At 41.1% G+C, this 18,455-nt stretch carries 16 protein-coding genes and 1 tRNA gene; 9 read left to right on the forward strand and 8 right to left on the reverse strand.

Annotation, left to right across the window (positions count from 1 at the left end; genetic code table 11):
• Positions 1–337 precede the first annotated feature (337 nt).
• A complete protein-coding gene (locus AC1DRQ_RS08025) occupies positions 338–1,300 on the reverse strand; it encodes a quinone oxidoreductase family protein (protein WP_477423473.1) in 963 nt (320 codons plus the stop codon).
• Between the two features lie 257 nt (positions 1,301–1,557).
• Between AC1DRQ_RS08025 and AC1DRQ_RS08030 the strand changes: the two genes are divergently transcribed.
• From AC1DRQ_RS08030 to AC1DRQ_RS08040, 3 genes are all read left to right on the forward strand, one after another.
• On the forward strand, positions 1,558–2,277 hold the full coding sequence (locus AC1DRQ_RS08030) for a DUF4397 domain-containing protein (RefSeq protein WP_477423475.1): 720 nt from the start codon (positions 1,558–1,560) through the stop codon (positions 2,275–2,277).
• 169 nt (positions 2,278–2,446) lie between these two features.
• Complete coding sequence (locus AC1DRQ_RS08035; protein WP_477423476.1) at positions 2,447–3,169, forward strand: hypothetical protein; 723 nt, start codon at positions 2,447–2,449, stop codon at positions 3,167–3,169.
• A 195-nt stretch (positions 3,170–3,364) separates the two neighbouring features.
• Positions 3,365–3,913 carry a hypothetical protein gene (locus AC1DRQ_RS08040; RefSeq protein ID WP_477423477.1) on the forward strand — a complete coding sequence of 183 codons (549 nt, stop codon included), beginning with the start codon at positions 3,365–3,367 and terminating at the stop codon, positions 3,911–3,913.
• A gap of 155 nt (positions 3,914–4,068) precedes the next feature.
• Here AC1DRQ_RS08040 and AC1DRQ_RS08045 read toward each other — a convergent pair.
• A tRNA-Arg gene (locus AC1DRQ_RS08045) sits at positions 4,069–4,142 on the reverse strand.
• A gap of 304 nt (positions 4,143–4,446) precedes the next feature.
• On the opposite strand from AC1DRQ_RS08045, the gene AC1DRQ_RS08050 reads away from it, so the two are divergent.
• The 3 genes from AC1DRQ_RS08050 (at position 4,447) to AC1DRQ_RS08060 (ending at position 7,079) form a co-directional block, all read left to right on the forward strand.
• A complete protein-coding gene (locus AC1DRQ_RS08050; RefSeq protein WP_477423479.1) occupies positions 4,447–4,851 on the forward strand; it encodes a response regulator in 405 nt (134 codons plus the stop codon).
• 114 nt (positions 4,852–4,965) lie between these two features.
• Positions 4,966–5,901 (forward strand): Nif3-like dinuclear metal center hexameric protein, encoded by a 936-nt coding sequence (locus AC1DRQ_RS08055; protein ID WP_477423481.1) that lies wholly within the window; start codon positions 4,966–4,968, stop codon positions 5,899–5,901.
• Positions 5,902–6,218: 317 nt separating this feature from the next.
• Entirely contained in the window at positions 6,219–7,079 is an 861-nt protein-coding gene (locus tag AC1DRQ_RS08060; RefSeq protein WP_477423483.1) for an N-acetylglucosamine kinase, read from the forward strand.
• A gap of 193 nt (positions 7,080–7,272) precedes the next feature.
• On the opposite strand, the gene AC1DRQ_RS08065 is transcribed toward AC1DRQ_RS08060, so the two are convergent.
• Positions 7,273–7,965, reverse strand: a complete 693-nt coding sequence (locus tag AC1DRQ_RS08065) for an NUDIX hydrolase (RefSeq protein ID WP_477423485.1) — start codon at positions 7,963–7,965, stop codon at positions 7,273–7,275.
• A 130-nt stretch (positions 7,966–8,095) separates the two neighbouring features.
• Here AC1DRQ_RS08065 and pfkA point away from each other — a divergent pair, with 130 nt between their 5' ends.
• From pfkA to gap, 3 genes are read left to right on the forward strand one after another with little or no spacing between them, the layout of a single operon-like run.
• Entirely contained in the window at positions 8,096–9,082 is a 987-nt protein-coding gene (gene pfkA, locus AC1DRQ_RS08070) for a 6-phosphofructokinase (protein WP_429394972.1), read from the forward strand.
• Positions 9,083–9,085: 3 nt separating this feature from the next.
• Positions 9,086–9,934 (forward strand): hypothetical protein, encoded by an 849-nt coding sequence (locus tag AC1DRQ_RS08075; protein WP_429394969.1) that lies wholly within the window; start codon positions 9,086–9,088, stop codon positions 9,932–9,934.
• Between the two features lie 5 nt (positions 9,935–9,939).
• A complete protein-coding gene (gene gap, locus AC1DRQ_RS08080; RefSeq protein WP_477423488.1) occupies positions 9,940–10,935 on the forward strand; it encodes a type I glyceraldehyde-3-phosphate dehydrogenase in 996 nt (331 codons plus the stop codon).
• 201 nt (positions 10,936–11,136) lie between these two features.
• Here gap and AC1DRQ_RS08085 read toward each other — a convergent pair whose 3' ends face one another.
• From AC1DRQ_RS08085 to glgB, 5 genes are all read right to left on the reverse strand, one after another.
• Positions 11,137–11,862 carry an SDR family NAD(P)-dependent oxidoreductase gene (locus AC1DRQ_RS08085; protein WP_477423490.1) on the reverse strand — a complete coding sequence of 242 codons (726 nt, stop codon included), beginning with the start codon at positions 11,860–11,862 and terminating at the stop codon, positions 11,137–11,139.
• 51 nt (positions 11,863–11,913) lie between these two features.
• Positions 11,914–12,819, reverse strand: a complete 906-nt coding sequence (locus tag AC1DRQ_RS08090) for a helix-turn-helix domain-containing protein (RefSeq protein ID WP_429394961.1) — start codon at positions 12,817–12,819, stop codon at positions 11,914–11,916.
• A 448-nt stretch (positions 12,820–13,267) separates the two neighbouring features.
• Positions 13,268–15,685 (reverse strand): ABC transporter permease, encoded by a 2,418-nt coding sequence (locus AC1DRQ_RS08095; protein WP_477423493.1) that lies wholly within the window; start codon positions 15,683–15,685, stop codon positions 13,268–13,270.
• A gap of 181 nt (positions 15,686–15,866) precedes the next feature.
• Complete coding sequence (locus AC1DRQ_RS08100; RefSeq protein WP_429394955.1) at positions 15,867–16,058, reverse strand: hypothetical protein; 192 nt, start codon at positions 16,056–16,058, stop codon at positions 15,867–15,869.
• A gap of 82 nt (positions 16,059–16,140) precedes the next feature.
• Positions 16,141–18,084: a 1,4-alpha-glucan branching protein GlgB gene (gene glgB / locus AC1DRQ_RS08105; RefSeq protein ID WP_477423587.1), complete on the reverse strand. Its 1,944-nt coding sequence runs from the start codon at positions 18,082–18,084 to the stop codon at positions 16,141–16,143.
• Positions 18,085–18,455: the final 371 nt, after the last annotated feature.

Consider the following 18,455-nt stretch of genomic DNA (forward strand, 5'->3'; position numbering starts at 1 on the left):
ACGCTCATGAACACTAACTCATATCTGACAATCAATGATTTACATATTTAACCCTACTGACAAAACACTGTCACCACTTTCAATTTATTAAGGCACAAGTAGCTTTTACTCGCTTACCAGCCCGACATACTTGCGCCAAGCTGGGAGACTTAAGGAATTGTATAAAAGGATTGGGCTGAAGCCACTATTATTTACATCTTATATTACCGTTGGCTAAAGCCAACGGTAATGAAATGCATACTTTGCTACTCTGCCTGTTATATAAAGTAAGCGTCCACGCTTACTTAAATAATTATTAAAAAGGTAAGCATGGACGCTTGAATAGGTGGTCGCTTAATCAGGGAATCAAAATTATTTTACCTGTACTTTTTTTGCTTTCCATAAACTCATGGGCCAGTTTACCTTCAGATAGTTTAAAGGTTGTAGGCTCAGATAGCCTGATCTTTCCGGCAGTTATCCAGTTGAATAATACAGCGGATCTTTTTACCCTTTCTTCTTTTGAGGTAAGATAACTCCACAGATCGCCGCCGGTAATGGTTTTGGAGTGATCCATCAGCAATTCAAACGACGGCGGTTCAGGCACGCCGCCGGCTTTTCCGTACAGCACAACTGTACCTTTGATCTTTGTTACGGCAAGGCTATCATTTAAGGTGCTTCCAACACTGTCATAAACAACATCAACCCCGTTGCCACCGGTATAATTTAACACCTGGGTTTTCCAATCGTCCTGGTATAAAAAAACAACGTCGGCCCCTGTAGCAAGCGCATTTGACTTTTTTGCTTCTGACGAAGTAAGGCCGATCACTTTTGCACCCAGCAGCTTGCATATTTGTGTAAGCAACTGACCAACTCCGCCAGCAACCGCGTGGACCAGCACGGTTTCGCCAGGCTTTACTTCATGGCTGTCCGTAGCAAGGTAATGTGCGGTCATTCCTTGTAAAAGTATAGCGGCGGCTGTTTCAAAGCTTATTTCTGAAGGTAGCGGAATAGCATGTGTTACCGGAACGGCAACCTGCTCTGCATTAGCAAAAGGCACATCCCCAAAGCTCACCCTGTCGCCGGGTTTAAAATCCGGATGATTGTTACTATCAATCACCACACCGGCGCCTTCATAACCGGCAATATAAGGCGGCTTGCCCAACAAATGGTAATTCCCCTTTCGCCTCTCAGTATCAGAAAAATTCAGACCGATGGCTTTCATTTCTACCAGGATCTCATTGGCTTTTAATACCGGGCTGTCAACCTCTTTATATTGAAGAACTTCCGGATCTCCAAACACTGAAAATGTTAATGCTTTCATAGAGTAAGAGTATATGTGTAATGTAAATAGTATATCTGGATTAGGTAAAAGCAGTTTTATTTAAAAAGTAATGTTTACCCAGGCAGACAAAGCTGCATGAATAAACCAACAATTTTATAGTTAAGCTTAATTTTTACGCAACACTGATCAAAAACCTATTGAGCAGCTTAACAGATAAAATGCTTTGCCATTGTATCACTTTCACCTGTTGGTTACGTAAAGTAAATATCAGTTTATCTTAATAAATAATTCAGTATATGAAAAACGTTCAGCAAAATTTAAAAAGGCGGGCAGGCATAGTCGGGATGATATGTTTGCTGGCAGGGTTGCTTACATCCTGTTTAAAGGACAACGACAACCATTATGTAGAGCAACCTGCAGCACTCATTTCGGTTATCAACGCTTCGCCGGATGCCCAGCCAGTGAGTTTCTTTTTAGACCAGAACCAGGCAAACAACCTCCCCATCCGCTATGGGCATGGTTTGGATTATCTCCGCGCCTTTCCCGGTAAAAGAACCGCGACCTTTTATGTAGCAGGCTCACAACAAAAAATCAAATCGGATTCCATAACCCTGGAAGCCAAAAAATTCTATTCCATTTATTTGACAAACGTAGCCAGCACGCCCGATATCGTATTACTGGCCGATTCCATCATCCAGCCTGATGCCGGTAAAGCTACCATACGCCTGGTAAATGTTAGTCCGGATGCGGGCTCTGTTGATCTGGGGATAAAAAGCGGCGCCGTATTGGCAAGCGATAAGGCATACAAAGCAGCATCGGCTTTTGTACCGGTACAGGGCAATAGCACTTACACCCTGGAGATACGCCAAAAAGGCACATCAACTGTACTGGTAAGCCTGCCCGATGTTAACCTGCGCAGTGGTTCGGTATATACGGTATGGCTGCACGGGCTAACCACCGCTACCGATGCGAAAAAGCTCACTGCAGACATACAAACCAATGTTTTTTACTATTGACGACAAAAAGTTTTACATAACAAAAGCCTCAGCAATATAATTGCTGAGGCTTTTTAATTTTATGACTAAACTCCAGTTGTATCATACTGTGTAAAATTCTTACGACAATCCCTTTTCATTAAACGCTACAGGAATTCTTTAGTCATACGATCATAAATATTAAAGCCTAATGAAAAAACTACTTATCATTCCAATGGCGATAGCATTATTGTCGTCATGCAGCACGTATCAAATGAATACCCTCAGCAGTACAAACACCATCCATGATGAAAAAACAGGCACATTTAAACTTGAAAACGATTCTGTAAAAATTGTGTATTCATTTGCCGGCCAAAACGGACCTATTCATGTAAATATTTATAATAAACTTAATGAACCTGTTTATGTGGATTGGGAACGGTCTGCATTTATTAATGATGATAATAGCTACAGCTATGCTGATGAACCCATACAGGTTAACGGGGAAATTTCCGGAACTTCAATTGGGCGGGGTGTCAGTTATTCAAATGCGAGCATTGACGCACACGTAATATTACCCAAAAATGTAGCCTTTTTACCCCCGCATTCGCAGGTCACCAAAACCATGACCAAAATCAACAGCAGATCATTCCAATACATTGCCGATAGCCTTTTTACAAAAACCAAATTACCCTCGGGTTATGGAGGAGGGGCCGTAAATGTAAAAATAGCARAGTTTGAAAAGACGAATAGTCCCCTGATTTTTAGAAGCTATTTAACGTTATATACGCTCAATGGCAACACACCAAAATTTACCGCCTATCAAAATGATTTCTATGTTTCAAAAGTGATCAGGTCATCATTTGGTCCTGAAAATTTTGAAGGTTTTGGGGATAGCAGGGGCGATTATTTTTATATATCGGGATCAAATTAAAGGAGTAAATAGTTAGTCAAGGTAAAAAGTCATTTACCTGCCAAACAATAATTCCCTGTATTTTATGGATTTACTACACTTGATTAATAAGGGTGTTAAGAACCCTTTTTTTGAAAAAAGTGTAGCAATTCAGCTATCAAATATTCTCAATTCTGATATTGCGAATCACCTTTTAAGTGATTACTTTCGGTTTGTATGACTGAACCTTTATCACCAACCTTGAAACATAAAAAATGGTCTCTTAGGCTTATAATGTTCTTTGTCGTTATCACGATACTTGGCTTTCTGCCATGGGAATCTATATTCTCAATTCAAATAAGAGATAGTGTATTAGCCTGTCTTACAGATTCTTCGATGGGATTATTTGGCTTACTTGGGCTATTATGCACTTTGGCAGTTTTTATTAGACCTAATAAACGCGTCACCTTACTTGCAAAAATATTATCAGGTTGCCTTGCAATACCTTTATGTTTCTTGTGGGTTTTAAATTTAATGTTACCAACTTTTCAATGGTACGACACAAGTGTTTACCGTAATGGCGATGATTACCTGGTAGTGCAAGAACAGGAAACCTTTGCAACAACAAGTCTAACCTACCCTCGAGTGGTCCGGACAACATCACCTTATAGTATAATTAGAATAGTTGAAGAACAGCTTGATTTGAATGATTATGATAGTCGCTTTGAAGGCAATGTAATAACCTATAAAGGTAAAACGTGGAATAAGGAACCAAAGAAAGAGTAGTGAGATCCTGAAATACAGGGCAAGATTCAACACACAAAAGGAAACAAACAGATTTTATTAGTTAACAGATTAGATTACAAACCCGCATTTAAAGCTTTAAGCCACATACAGCAATAAAAAAGCCTTTCTGCTACACAGAAAGGCTTCGAATTTCGTGATCTCATCAGGATTCGAACCTGAGACCGACAGATTAGAAATCTGTTGCTCTATCCAGCTGAGCTATGAGACCATCGCGATTTTTTTCGCGGTGCAAATATGCAAAATTATGCTGAAATATCAATCAATTTTGTTACTTCATTGTATTTAAGATGTTGAATTAGTATTACTCGTATAATATTTATTTCCTGTGTTATAAATAGCCGCCATAATGCAGCAAGTGATTTATAATATATAAAAGATATTAAATGCGTAAAAACCACCATTAAATACCGTGAAAACACGTATTTAAGCGCATCAGGTAATTAATACTTTTGCCTAATCAGGTTTTATTAATATTATAAAAACAATTTTAAATATTGAACTCTTGTAAAAACATGACTGTTAGCAATATACATACTAAAGTTTTCTGTATAGATGATGATGACATCAATCACTATATTTCGCAAAAGTATATTAACAGCCTGTTGATAAATCCTAAGATCAAAACTTTTATCAATTGTGAAGATGCCATATTTGAGCTTCTTAATATCGACAACTTTGATGAATTACCGGATTACATTTTTTTAGATATCAACATGCCCGTTATGAATGGGTGGGATTTTCTGGATGTATTTGACCGCATGAGGATTGACCCATTTGGTAAAATTGAAATTTATATTGTAAGCTCATCAGTTTTTGCTGAGGATATTGATAAATCACGATCATACCCCACTGTTAAAGAGTTTATATCAAAGCCCCTCAGTCAGGAAAAACTTAAACATGTGTTTAAAATAAACTGACCTGGCAAATGCACATCGATTCTGGCTTATGGTTATTAACATGAATGGCTTGTTGTATTTTTATCTATAACCTGTATACCCCTATTTTCTATATTTGATCATCCAATAATTACCATGAGCACAACAAAAAACCTGTTCCCTTTAAACGGTGACCTTAACCGGCGCAAATTTATATACAACCTTACCAAAGTGGCAGGCGTTACAGCCCTTTTAACATCGCCGCTGGCAGGCAAAGCCGGTAGTTTTCTTGATGTTGAGAAAGATATAACCGTGGGCGAGATCATGGATATGTTTACGAAGCAAATATCGGGAGCTCCCTTTAGCAATACGGTTGATACCCTGAAAGCCGGCAGCCGTGATATTAAGGTTACTGGCATTGTTACCACCATGTTCGCCACTGTTGAAGTGATAAAAAAAACTATAGCACTGGGTGCCAATTTCATCATTGCCCATGAACCTACTTTTTACAATCACCAGGACGATACCTCCTGGCTGGCAAATGACGATGTTTACCGTTATAAAGCCGATCTGTTAAAACAACACAACATAGCCGTATGGCGCAACCACGATTATATACACAGCCTGGTCCCCGATGGTGTTAGGATGGGTTTATTAAAGCAGCTTAACTGGTCGGGCTATTACAACCCTTCGGCAAGTAATATACTCATGCTTCCGGCCACCTCTTTGGGCTCATTAATTGAATATGTAAAGCAAAAGCTGTTCATTAGCAAGGTAAGGTACATAGGCAACCTCAATCAAAGCTGTAAAAAAATATTGCTGATGCCCGGCGCTGCAGGCGGTACCCGGCAAATACAGGCTATGAGTAAAGAAAAACCGGATGTTTTAATATGCGGCGAGATACAGGAGTGGGAAACTGCAGAGTATGTACGCGACGCGCAGGCAAAAGGTCAAAACCTTTCGCTCATCGTGTTGGGGCATATTGCCAGTGAAGAACCAGGTTCAGAATTTATGGCAACCTGGTTAAAAGAAAAAGTTCCTGGCATTAAAATAACGCACATCCTCTCCAACAATTCCCTGTCATTTTTGTAGTTGTAAAATGTAAGGGTTATAAAGCGTAAATAAACATATTGTTGCTAAATAATTTAACATTACGTACAATTGCAAATTACAGTAACTTAATTGCCTGTATGTTATTTACATGTTAATCATACGGTTATTGTAATTTTTTAATTTTTAATAAAGTGCGTGTCAACACCAGTGTTTAATGCATTTAAAACGTTTTTTTGTACACAAAAAAGAGTATTATTGACCCGGAAACAGCATTTTTTATTTTTTAAAATAGAAAGTGTTTTTTTTACAATAAGTTAATCATACTTTTAACCCAATTTTTTTAATAAAACTTAATTATGATCATAATTGCTGACGGTGGCTCAACTAAAACAAATTGGTGTCTGGTTACCGATGAAGGTAAAAAAGTGTATTTTAACACTGAGGGTTATAACCCTTATTTTTCTGGTACGGAGTATATCATACAGTCATTAAATGAAAGTTTGCCAACCGACCTTAAAAAAGATGAAATAACCGAAGTAAATTATTACGGTGCAGGCTGTTCGACCCCCGAAATGCGTAAGATCGTAGAAGTAGCTATGCAGGCTGTTTTTACCAAATCAAAAGTAAACATTGGGCATGATCTGCTTGCCGCGGCCCGTGCCGTGTTAGGTAATAATGAAGGTTTTGCAGCTATTTTGGGTACAGGTACCAATACCTGTATTTACGATGGCAAAGAAGTGCTTCAAAACATTGACTCAGGAGCTTATATCCTGGGCGATGAAGGCAGTGGCTGTTATATTGGCAAAAAATTGCTGGTTGATTATTTACGTGGTTACATGCCCGAGCCTGTACGCAATTTGTTTTGGGAAACTTATAAACTTACTCCCGATGATATAAACGAGCAGGTTTACACCCAACCCCGTGCCAACCGCTTTTGCGCCAGCTTCAGCAAATTTGTTTATGATAACAACGTTCACATTGAATACTCACGCAACCTGGTACGCACTTCATTCGAAGATTTTTTCCGTAACCTGGTAACACACTACCCTGATTATCAGAAATACAGCTTTAATTGCATAGGCTCAGTTGGTTATAACTTCAGGAACGTTTTAGAAGAGGTTGTTACCGAAAACGGAATGGTAGTAGGTAACATTATCCGCTCGCCTATAGATAACCTGGTAAAATACCATTTAGATTTGGCACCAAGCTCTTTATAAGACTTTTAGGACTATGGAACCGTGGGACTTTAGGATAAAGATAAAGGACTATTAGATAAAAGATAAAAAAGCAAGGGCCGGAAATAATTTCCGGCCCTTGCTTTTTTATAAATTCTTCCTGTATCTTATTATACTATATTATTCCAATAATCCTCTATCCTAAAGTCCCACAGTCTCACAGTCCCAAAATCTCCTATCCAATAGTCATTTCGCCCTGAAATATTTTGCCATACTTCCGTTTATCAAACTTATACAGCTTGGCAGCACGATATGATACCCCTTTTTGCTTTTCGTCTAATTCTTTTAAAAACCCGTAACTCAGCATCTTTTTCCTGAAATTCCTTTTATCCAGCTTTTTATTTAAAACAGCCTCATAAAGCGACTGCAGTTGGGTTAGTGTGAATTTTTCGGGCAGCAACTCAAAAGCTATCGGCTGATAATGCAACCGCCTGCGAATCTTGTTAAAACCGGTATTAAATATCTCGCTGTGGTCARATGCCAGCTTAGGCAGTTCGCTAACCGGGTGCCAGAACGCTTTTTTGGCATACTGGGTAACCGGTCTTAGCTCTTTTTGCCCGTTTATGCGTATCAGCGCGTAATAGGCCACGGTAATAACCCGGCCCTGGGGGTGCCTGTTCACTTCGCCAAAAGTATGAAACTGCTGCATGTGCATATCGCGCAAACCCGTGAGTTCATACAATATACGTTCGGCAGCATCATCGATACTTTCGTCTTGTTCAACAATATAACCAGGCAGCGCCAGCCAATCTTTATACGGTTCTTCGTTGCGCTCGATCAGCAAAATTTTAAGCTCTCCGGCTTCAAAGCCAAAAATTACGCAGTCAATAGAGAATACGGAATCAAACTTGGGTAGCATTACTTCCAAAACTGTATGGGGATTTAAGTTTACTTGTTAAATATATGTCCTTAATTCTTAATCCAAAAAAAAATAAATAAAATTTAATGGTGTAATTTACACACAGTATCTTCGTAGCACAAATTTAAGTGATGTAAAGATGCGTAAAATTTCAAAACTTGCAGTTTTAACTTCGGGCGGCGACGCTCCCGGAATGAATCCCTGCATTAGGGCAGTTGTTAGAACCGCGTTATATAATGGCCTTGAGGTTGTTGGTGTGAGACAGGGTTATAAAGGGCTTATCGAAAACGATATGTACGATATGAACAACCGCTCGGTAAGTAACATACTTAATTTGGGAGGTACTATTTTAAAAACAGCGCGCTGTTTACCTTTTAAAGAAGATGAAGGCATGGCTACAGCCTACAAAAACTTAAAGGCACAGGGCGTTGATGCCCTGGTGGTTATTGGAGGTGATGGCACATTTACCGGTGCACTGCGTTTTTCAAAAAAATACCCCGACATTGCTGTTATGGGTGTACCGGGTACTATTGATAATGATCTGTGCGGATCAACCTATACACTGGGTTTTGATACAGCAACCAATACTGTTATTCAGGCTATTGATAAAATACGTGATACAGCCGATGCGCATGACCGCCTGTTTTTTATAGAGGTAATGGGCCGCGACTCAGGAGCTATTGCCCTGCGCGCGGGTATTTCATGCGGCGCCGAGGCCATATTATTGCCCGAAAGGGAGACCGCCATTGAGGATCTGATTAAAAATTTGAAACTCGGCCAATCCAACAAAAAGTCATCAAGCATAGTAATTGTTGCCGAGGGTGATAAAAATGGCGGTGTTTATGATGTGGCTAAGGCAGTACAAAAAGAAGTTAAAGACTACGACATTAAAGTAACTATATTAGGCCACTTACAAAGAGGGGGCAGCCCGTCAAGCTTCGACCGTATTTTGGGCAGCAGGCTTGGCTTTGCCGCCGTAAATGCGTTAATTGCAGGCGAAACACAAAAAATGGTAGGTTTGCAGGCCAACCATATTTTGCTTACCACCCTGGAGGATGCCCTTAATAACCACGAGTTTAAGCTGGAGGAAGACCTTTTGCAAATGATGGATGTACTATCAATATAATAAATGATTGCAGTTGTATATAGCGGATCGTATTTTGCACATTGGCGGCTGGCCGATAAGGGAAGAACTGTGGCTTCTTTTAAAACCAACGGCATCAACCCTTATTTTAACGACGAAAAGCATATCCTGCAACTACTCAATAAAAATATTAACCTGATACACCACGCCGAACAAATAAGACGCATTTATTTTTTTGGTGCGGGCGCCTCTTCTGATGAGCGTAAGAAAATTGTTCATAATGCACTGTCGGCATTTTTCAAATTCGGAAAGGTAACTGTTGATCATGATATTACCGCGGCGGCAATTGCCTGCTGCAAAAATTCACCTGGCATTATCAGCATTTGCGGCAGCGGCTCAAACGCGGCCTGGTATGATGGTAAAAAGGTGTGGCCTAATAACTATGGCCTTGGTTATATTTTGGCCGATGAAGGCTCAGGCAACTGGCTGGGCAGGCAGTTGATCAAAGGATTTATGAACGAAACTTTACCAACAAATATTAAAAAGAAGTTTGTTCATAAGTATGAGGCCGACCGCAAAACACTGCTTGAAAAAGTTTACCGGCAAAAACAACCGGCCTTGTTTTTAAGCTCCTTTACTGATTTTTACCTGGAAAACCGCGACGACAACTATCTTCAAAACGTCATAAAAAAAGGATTTAGCAAGCTAATTTCCACATATTTGTTACCTTTATCTAAGCAACACCCAGGGGCCTCCATTCATTTTGCAGGTACGGTTGCTGCCAACTTTCAGGAACATTTATATGAAGCTGCTGCTGAGGCTGATCTGCAAATAGCAAACATTATAAAAGAACCCATAAATAATTTATTAACCTACTATTCAAATAAAAATTAAAAATCATGAAAATAGGAATTAACGGTTTCGGCCGCATTGGCCGTCTGGCATTCAGAGCCGCAATTGAAAGACCCGACATTGAAGTTGTTGGTATTAATGACCTGGTTGAGCCTGATTATATGGCTTACATGTTGAAATACGATTCAACTCACGGACCATTCAAAGGCACTATTGCTGTTGAAGGCGGACATTTGGTTGTAAACGGTAAAACCATCCGTGTTACTGCTGAAAAGGACCCTGCTAACCTTAAATGGGGCGAAGTGGGTGCCGAAGTGATCATTGAATCAACAGGCTTGTTCTTAACTCAGGAATCTGCTCAAAAACATATTGATGCCGGCGCTAAAAAAGTTGTAATGAGCGCACCAGCTAAAGATGATACCCCTACTTTTGTAATGGGCGTTAACAATAAAAAATTAACTGCCGAGCATACCATTGTATCAAACGCTTCATGTACTACCAACTGCCTTGCTCCTATTGCTAAGGTATTGAACGATAGCTTTGGTATTGAAGAAGGCTTAATGAGCACTGTACACGCTGTTACAGCTACTCAAAAAACTGTTGATAGCCCATCAGCTAAAGACTGGAGAGGTGGCCGTGGCGCTTACCAAAACATCATCCCTTCATCAACTGGCGCTGCTAAAGCGGTTACTTTGGTTATCCCTGAGCTAAAAGGTAAATTAACCGGTATGTCATTCCGTGTTCCGGTTGCCGATGTATCTGTTGTTGATTTAACTGTACGCCTTAAAAAAGGTGCTACTTACGAAGAGATCAAAGCAGCTATGAAAACAGCATCAGAAGGCGACCTTAAAGGAATTTTAGGTTATACTGAAGATGATGTAGTATCTGAAGATTTTAAAGGTGATGCACGTACATCAATTTTTGATGCTAAAGCAGGTATCGCCCTGAATGATAACTTCGTAAAAGTGGTATCATGGTACGATAACGAGTGGGGTTATTCAAACAAACTTATCGACCTGGTTCAGGAATTAGGTAAAGTTTAATAAACTCATCAATCTTTAATTTATAACACAAAGCCCTGGTATTAACCGGGGCTTTGTGTTTAACCAAAATGTTATGCCGAATTTATTTCGGCATCTCACAGGACAAATAAACTTCAAGCTGCATACCTCGCATATGGGATGCCGAAATAAATTCGGTATGACTAATTGTTATTGAATTTCTCTATCCTTGCTCCCAAAAATCTACCAGGGCGTTACACCATCATCACTGATATATTTGCCTGTTGGCCCGTCTTTATCCAACATAGCATATTCTACAATTGGTGCTGCGCCATCCTCCACTTTTTTAGGCCCTTGGTTGTGGTTAAATTCAGTATTGGTATAGCCGGGATTTACCATGTTTACTTTAACCTGGTCTTTAAGCTCAAAAGCCAAAGCAACGGTGTAAGCATTCAAAGCCGTTTTTGACGGACCGTAAGCCGCGGATTTAAAATGATAATATTGCCAGTTAGGATCGTTATGCAGGGTAAGTGACCCCAGGTCTGAAGTAACGTTTACTATCCTTGGATTTTCGGCCTTTTTCAGCAGATCAATAAAGATCCTTACTGTACGGATAACGCCAAAAAAGTTTACTTCAAAAACATTATGCAACGTTTCATTATCGGTATTTGATGGCACCTGAGGGAATATACCGGGGATACCTGCATTGTTGATCAGTACATCTAATTTATCAATGCGTTTAGCCAGGTCATCATGCGCTTGCTGTACCGATTGTTCATTTACAACATCAATCAGCAGCAATTCCACATCGGCAAACCCTTCGGCTTTTAATTGCTCAACAGCCTTATCGCCATTACTTTTATCCCTGCTTCCTAAAAATATATGATAGCCCGCCTTTAAAAGCTGGCGGGCGGTTTCCAGGCCAATACCTTTATTGGCGCCGGTTATTAAAACTGTTTCTTTATTCATAAAGCAAAGCTATGGCAACACAATTTTAATACCGCTGCACATAGCAGGGCATTAACTGTACATTTCCCGGATTTGCAGCCTGTAGTTTATCGGCGTGGCATCGGTAAGGCGTTTAAAAAAGCGGTTAAAATAGGCAGCATCCTCAAAACCCAGTTCATCGGCAATTTGTTTTACAGACAGATCGGTATGTAAAAGACGCCGTTTTGCCTCAACAATAAGACGCTCATGAATATGGGTAATGGCCGTTTTACCGCTTTGTTGCTTAATAACCTCAGTAAGGTGGCCTGGCGTTATGTTTAACTGCCCRGCATAAGCGGCAACATCATGCTGGTTGCTGTAATGTTCGCCTATAAGCGATTGAAAGCTTTTGAGCAGGCAGTAATTCTGGGTAATGGTGGTTTCGCTGAATTGCTCGGTATAAAGCCGGCTCAGGTATATTACTAATACACGTAACCACGATGTAAGCATCTGGTTGCGCCAACTGCTATCCGTTTTAAATTCGGCCAGCATTTTGCGCATCACGTCTTCAACAAAATTCAAATCCTGCTTACTCAGCAACAGTTCATGCGCCCCGGCCGGGTTCTGGATTATAGGAAGTTGTTTTAATACGCGGTTCTCTTCCAGCTGCAAAAACTCATCGGTAAAGCAAGTTATAAGACCTTCCATTGGCCCTGCATATTCTTTAAGGTGCACTTGTTGAGGTACAGTAAAGTAAAAAGTATCAGGCTTAATGGTATAAGGCATAAAATCTATCCAATGCCGGTTGTTCCCCTTCTTCACCAATACAAACAGGTAATAATCTTTGCGATGGGGTATCAGAAAAGCCGGATCAAGCTTAAACTCCCCGCAATGATCCCCGGCCTCGCGCACCTCTATCATGCTACTGTCAATAGTACTATTTTGCAGCAGTGAGTAAGTTGGTATAGCTGATTTTTCGGGCGCAGTTAAAACGGGCATGTAGCAAAATAACGAAATTAATTATAAAGTGGTATAAGGTTAGCTCCCTTCTTGAGAAGGGGTGTGGCTGGCCCGTGCAGTGGCGGGGATGTGTTTAACAATTTTACAGCCCCCCTCCCCGGAGCGTAATAGCCTATCAAAAGACAGACGACCAGAATTAAACGCGGTATCGACTCACCCCGACATCGCTGCGTTTGTCACCCCTCTCTACGCTCCGCGCAAAGAGGGGATTTCAACATTTTTTCCTTTACCCTCTTTACGGCGAAGCCGGAGAGAGGGTGGTCCAGCGAAGCGTAGACCGGGTGAGTCAACTGTGGACGGTATTATTTCCCTTCAAAGTTTGATAGCTGTCTTTTCATGAGCCCTTCCACTCTCAAGAGGGGAATCGCGCTATCCTTCACTTTTCATCCCGTTGTTTGTGTCCTCACAAATATTCCCCACAACCAACCTACTCCGTCTTCAAACTCTTTACAGGGTTGGTTAAGGCAGCCTTTACGCTGAGATAGGATACTGTAGCAAACGCTATCACCAGGACTATCACAAATGGGATAATGAACAGCAGCGGGTGAATATCAACCCTAAAGGCATAAGTTTGCAGCCATTTGTTAATAGCATACCAACCCAGCGGTGCCGATACAATAAATGATACCAGTACCAGTGCCGCGAAATCCTTATACAACAGCCCTAAAATACTGTTTACCGTAGCTCCTAAAACTTTGCGGATGCCTATTTCTTTGGTGCGCTGAACAATAGTGTATGATACCAGGCCAAACAAGCCCAGGCAGGCCACAAAAATCGCGATGCCGGTAAATACACCAAATACCTGCCCAAAGCGCTGGTCGGCCTGGTATTGTTCATTAAAATGCTGATCTAAAAAGAAATAATCAAACTGATCGCCAGGGAAAAATGCCGCCCATGTTTTCTTGAGGTCTGCAATAGTTTGGGCAACATTTGTAGAACTTATTTTTACCGATACAGAGCCCCTTACATCTGGTATGCATCTGAAGATAAGCGCATCATATGAATCGCGTAGGGATTGCTGATGAAAATTATCAACTACGCCTACTATGGTATAAACCTGTCCCCAGAAATCAATTTTTTTACCCAAAGCTTCTTCCGGTTTATTAAAGCCGATCTGCTCAACAGCTTTCCGGTTAAAAACTACACTATGGGGTTCGTCACCAAAATCTTTAGAAAATATCCTGCCGGCTATCAGTTTCAGGTCATAAGCCTTAAGGTAATCATAATCGGTACCTATAATACGGTATTGTTTGCCCTGGCTTTGATCGGCAGTGGTTAGTTTTATGCCACCTGCGTTCCAACCTACCGGCTCACCAGGAATTGAGGTTGATACCGTAACACTTTTTATAGCAGGCTGTGCCAAACTTTCCTGTTTAAAAGCGCCCATGTTCCTTAAAAATGAATCGACTTTAACCAGCGGGGCCTTTATTACCAGTGTCTGGTCAATTTTTACACCCAGCTTTTGGTTTTGCATAAACTGCAACTGCCTGAATACAGTAAGCGAACCAATGAGTAAAAATATAGAAGCAGCAAACTGAAATACCACCATCCCTTTACGTAACATGACTCCTTTGGGCGATGCCAAAATCTTTCCCTTCATCACTTCAACCGGCCTGAATGCCGATAACACAATTGCCGGATAAAAACCACTGAAAAAAGATCCCAAAACAAATATCGCTGCTACAGCTATCCAAAAAGCCGGTTTGGCAAGCAAAGTAAATCCCATTTGTAAGCCCGATATATTGGCAAATACAGGTATACAGATCACGATGAGCAATATGGCCAGTACTATAGCCAGTGCGTTAAGCAGCATAGCCTCGAGCATGAATTGCACAACAAGCTGTGCCTTTGCCGAGCCGAGCGTTTTACGTACGCCTACTTCCTTGGCCCTGCCTATACCACGGGCCGTAGCCAGGTTAATATAATTGATCCAGGCAATGATGATCACAAATATGGCTATACCTAATAACAAATAAACCGACTTGCCATCGCCATTGGGCTGAAACTCAGACATACGATTGGAGTACAGATGGATGCTTTGCACGGATTGTAAGGTATAGATCGCACCTTCGCCGGCGCTTTTATAATTATCATATACCTTTTTTACAACGGGTATAAACTTGGCCTCTAAAACCCTGGGATCAACGCCTGGCTTGAGCAGCAAGTAGGTTCTACAACCATCAGATAACCAGGCGTTATCAAGGTTAAAATCTTTAGTAATTGGAACATCTTTTAGCAGCGTATTGTATGATTGTAAGAAATCAAATTTCATGTGGGTATTGTTGGGCATATTTTTCATTACCCCCGTAATTTTTAACGGTTTATTGTTATTGATGAATAATGATTGCCCAACTGCGTTCGTATTATGAAAAAGTTTTTGCGCCACTTCTTCAGATATCACCACAGTATTTGGTTCTTTTAAAGCGGTTTTAGGATCACCGCTGATAAGCGGGAACGAAAAAATATTAAAAAAAGAAGTACTGGCAAAGTAATCGTTTTTGATGACCATCTTTTGGTCTTTATAATTGGCCAAAACCTGGCCCGCATCTACAATTTTTACAAAATCTTCTATCTCCGGCAGGACAGCCTTAAAAGCGCCACCCGGAGCAAACGCCCCACCAGCCCAGCGGGTGCTCAATTTACCATTGTTAAACCTGTCCTGATTTATGCGATAGATGCGATCTTTTTTAGCGTGGAAATTATCGAAACTTAATTCAAAACTTACGTATTGTAAAATTAAGAGGCATGCAGCCATGCCAATTGCCAAACCAACAATATTAATAAATGAGAAGGCTTTGTTTTTAGAGAGGTTTCTAAAGGCTACAAGCAGGTAATTTTTCAGCATGATCAATTAAGTTTAGGCGGCAAATACAGCTAAAAGCATACCCCAGCTTTAAATTATTGAATTTCAACCATTTAAAATAAATCCTGTTTCAATAACTGTTCGGATTCGTTACAAGTATCGTTCACTAATGAACATGGAAAACCAAACCAAATATGCTTTATATCAACATATTAATGCTCAGCTACATCAATTCGTTATCCTTTTTTTCGTGGTAGGTTTTGTAAGCAAGGTAAAAAAACAACAGCGCCGGCAAGGTATTAAGCAGCACACCTTTGGGGCTCACATCCGGATAGGTTACTATTACCTGCACTATGAGTGATATGAGTATTACTGATCCGATAGTGATGTACAGGTAACGGAATTTAGGATTCATACTATTCAATTAACAATGTAACCATTGGCTAAACGGGTATGTTTAACCAATGGTTACATTGTTTTATGATAATTTTTGATCATCAGCGTTTCAGTTCATATTTCGCCGGTGTATCCATTGCTTTTTTAAATATGGTTGCACCCAGTGGCGGTATGGTAATACTGATGGAGTTATCCTTACCATGCCATTTTTGGGCTTCGGTATTTACATCTCCGGTATTGATCAGGCCGCTGCCCCAGAATTTTGTGGCATCAGAGTTAAATATCTCCTTCCATTTGCCGGCTGCAGGTACTCCTATGCGGTAATTATGGCGCGGTACCGGGGTCATGTTCAAAATGATCACCAGATCGTCTTTTTCATAATGCCCCTTACGACCATAAACCAGTATGGAATCATTGGCATTACCACCGTCAATCCATTCAAAGCCGGTAAAATCAAACCCTTTTTGGTACAGGGCTGGTTCATCGCGGTACAGGTGGTTCAATGCCTTAACAGTCTCGGACATACCCTGGTGATTAGCATATTCCAGCACATGCCATTGTAACGACTGGCCAAAGTTCCATTCATCACCCTGCCCAAACTCGGCGCCCATAAACAGCAGTTTGGTGCCGGGATGCGTAAACATGTAGCTATACATTAAACGCAGGTTGGCAAACTGCTGCCACTCATCGCCGGGCATTTTGCGCAGCATGGAGCCTTTGCCATATACCACTTCGTCATGCGAAAATGGCAGCATAAAGTTTTCGGTAAAGGCATATATGGTACTAAAAGTAATTTCGTTGTGGTGATATTTACGATGGATAGGATCCTCTTTAAAATAGCCTATGGTGTCGTGCATCCAACCCATCATCCATTTCATACCAAAACCCAAACCGCCCAAATAAACCGGGCGACTAACACCCGTAAATGAAGTTGATTCTTCGGCAATGGTTTGTGTGGATGGGAAGTGGCTGTAAACAGCTTCGTTAAACTCTTTCAGGAACGATACAGCCTCCAGGTTTTCGTTACCGCCATAAATGTTAGTTTCCCATTCGCCATGCTTGCGCGAATAATCGAGGTAAAGCATGGAAGCTACCGCGTCAACACGCAGGCCGTCGGCATGGTAGCGCTCAAGCCAGAACATCGCGTTACTGATCAGGAATGCCCTAACCTCGTTACGTCCGTAATTAAATATGTACGATTTCCAGTCAGGGTGAAAGCCTTTGCGGGCATCAGCATGTTCATACAAGTGTGTACCGTCAAATTTATACAGGGCATGAATATCTCCAGGGAAATGCGAAGGCACCCAATCCAGGATCACCCCAATACCGGCCTCGTGAAACTTTTCGATCAGGTACATTAACTCCTGCGGTGTACCATAACGCGAAGCCGCGGCAAAATATCCCGAGATCTGGTATCCCCAGCTTGGATAAAACGGGCTTTCCATAATCGGCATAAGCTCCACATGTGTAAAGCCCATTTCCTTCACGTAAGGCACCATCTTGTCGGCCAGCTGGGTATAGGTCAAAAATTCATCAGGGCTCTCCAAACTGCGGGCCCAGGAGCCCGGATGTACCTCATAAACACTGTAAGGCCTGTCGAGCCCGTTATGTTCATGACGCTTGGCCATCCAGTCGGCATCTTTCCATTCGTAAAAAGTATCCGCAACTATTGATGCTGTATGCGGGGGCACTTCCCAGCGCAGTGCAAAAGGATCGCTTTTTTCCAGGTCTTCGCCGGTTGATGCTTTAATGTAATATTTATAGGTTTCGCCATTGCCCACATTAGGGATAAAACCTTCCCAAATTCCTGAGGCATCCCAACGGCACAGTAAACCATGCGAAGCCCGGTTCCAGCCGTTAAAATTTCCAATTACTGAAATATGTTGCGCATTTGGCGCCCAAACTGCAAAATAGGTTCCAACAACACCATTAAACTCCACCACATGCGAACCGAATTTTTCATACAGCTTATAATGCTTGCCCGATTTAAATAAAGCGATATCAAAATCGGTAAAACGGCTGTAGGGTTCAACCGCTTTAAGCATCACATGCGTTTTTTGTGCTCCCTCCGTGGCCTTAACCGTTTTTGGTTTTGAGGCAGCAGTGGTATTTTCGGCTTTGGCTGGTTTTATTTTTGGACTAACCGTTTTTTTTACGGCAGCAGCTTTTTTAAGGGGTGCAACAGCTTTATCTGCCGCTTTTGCTTTTACAGCCGTTTTTTCTTTTACAGGTTTTGCTTCCGGTAATGAAGTTTCGGATTTCTTAGTTTGTTTGGCCATGATATGATAACCTGTTAAGGTGTTTTAGAATAACCCGGTTTACAGGAATGAGTTTGGTTTATATGATATCAAATATATCATAATTGTTTTTGTTTGCCGATAATTTCACGCTGGATTTTAACATTATATCGAAATGT

Source organism: Mucilaginibacter sp. P4_E8 (assembly GCF_056401495.1).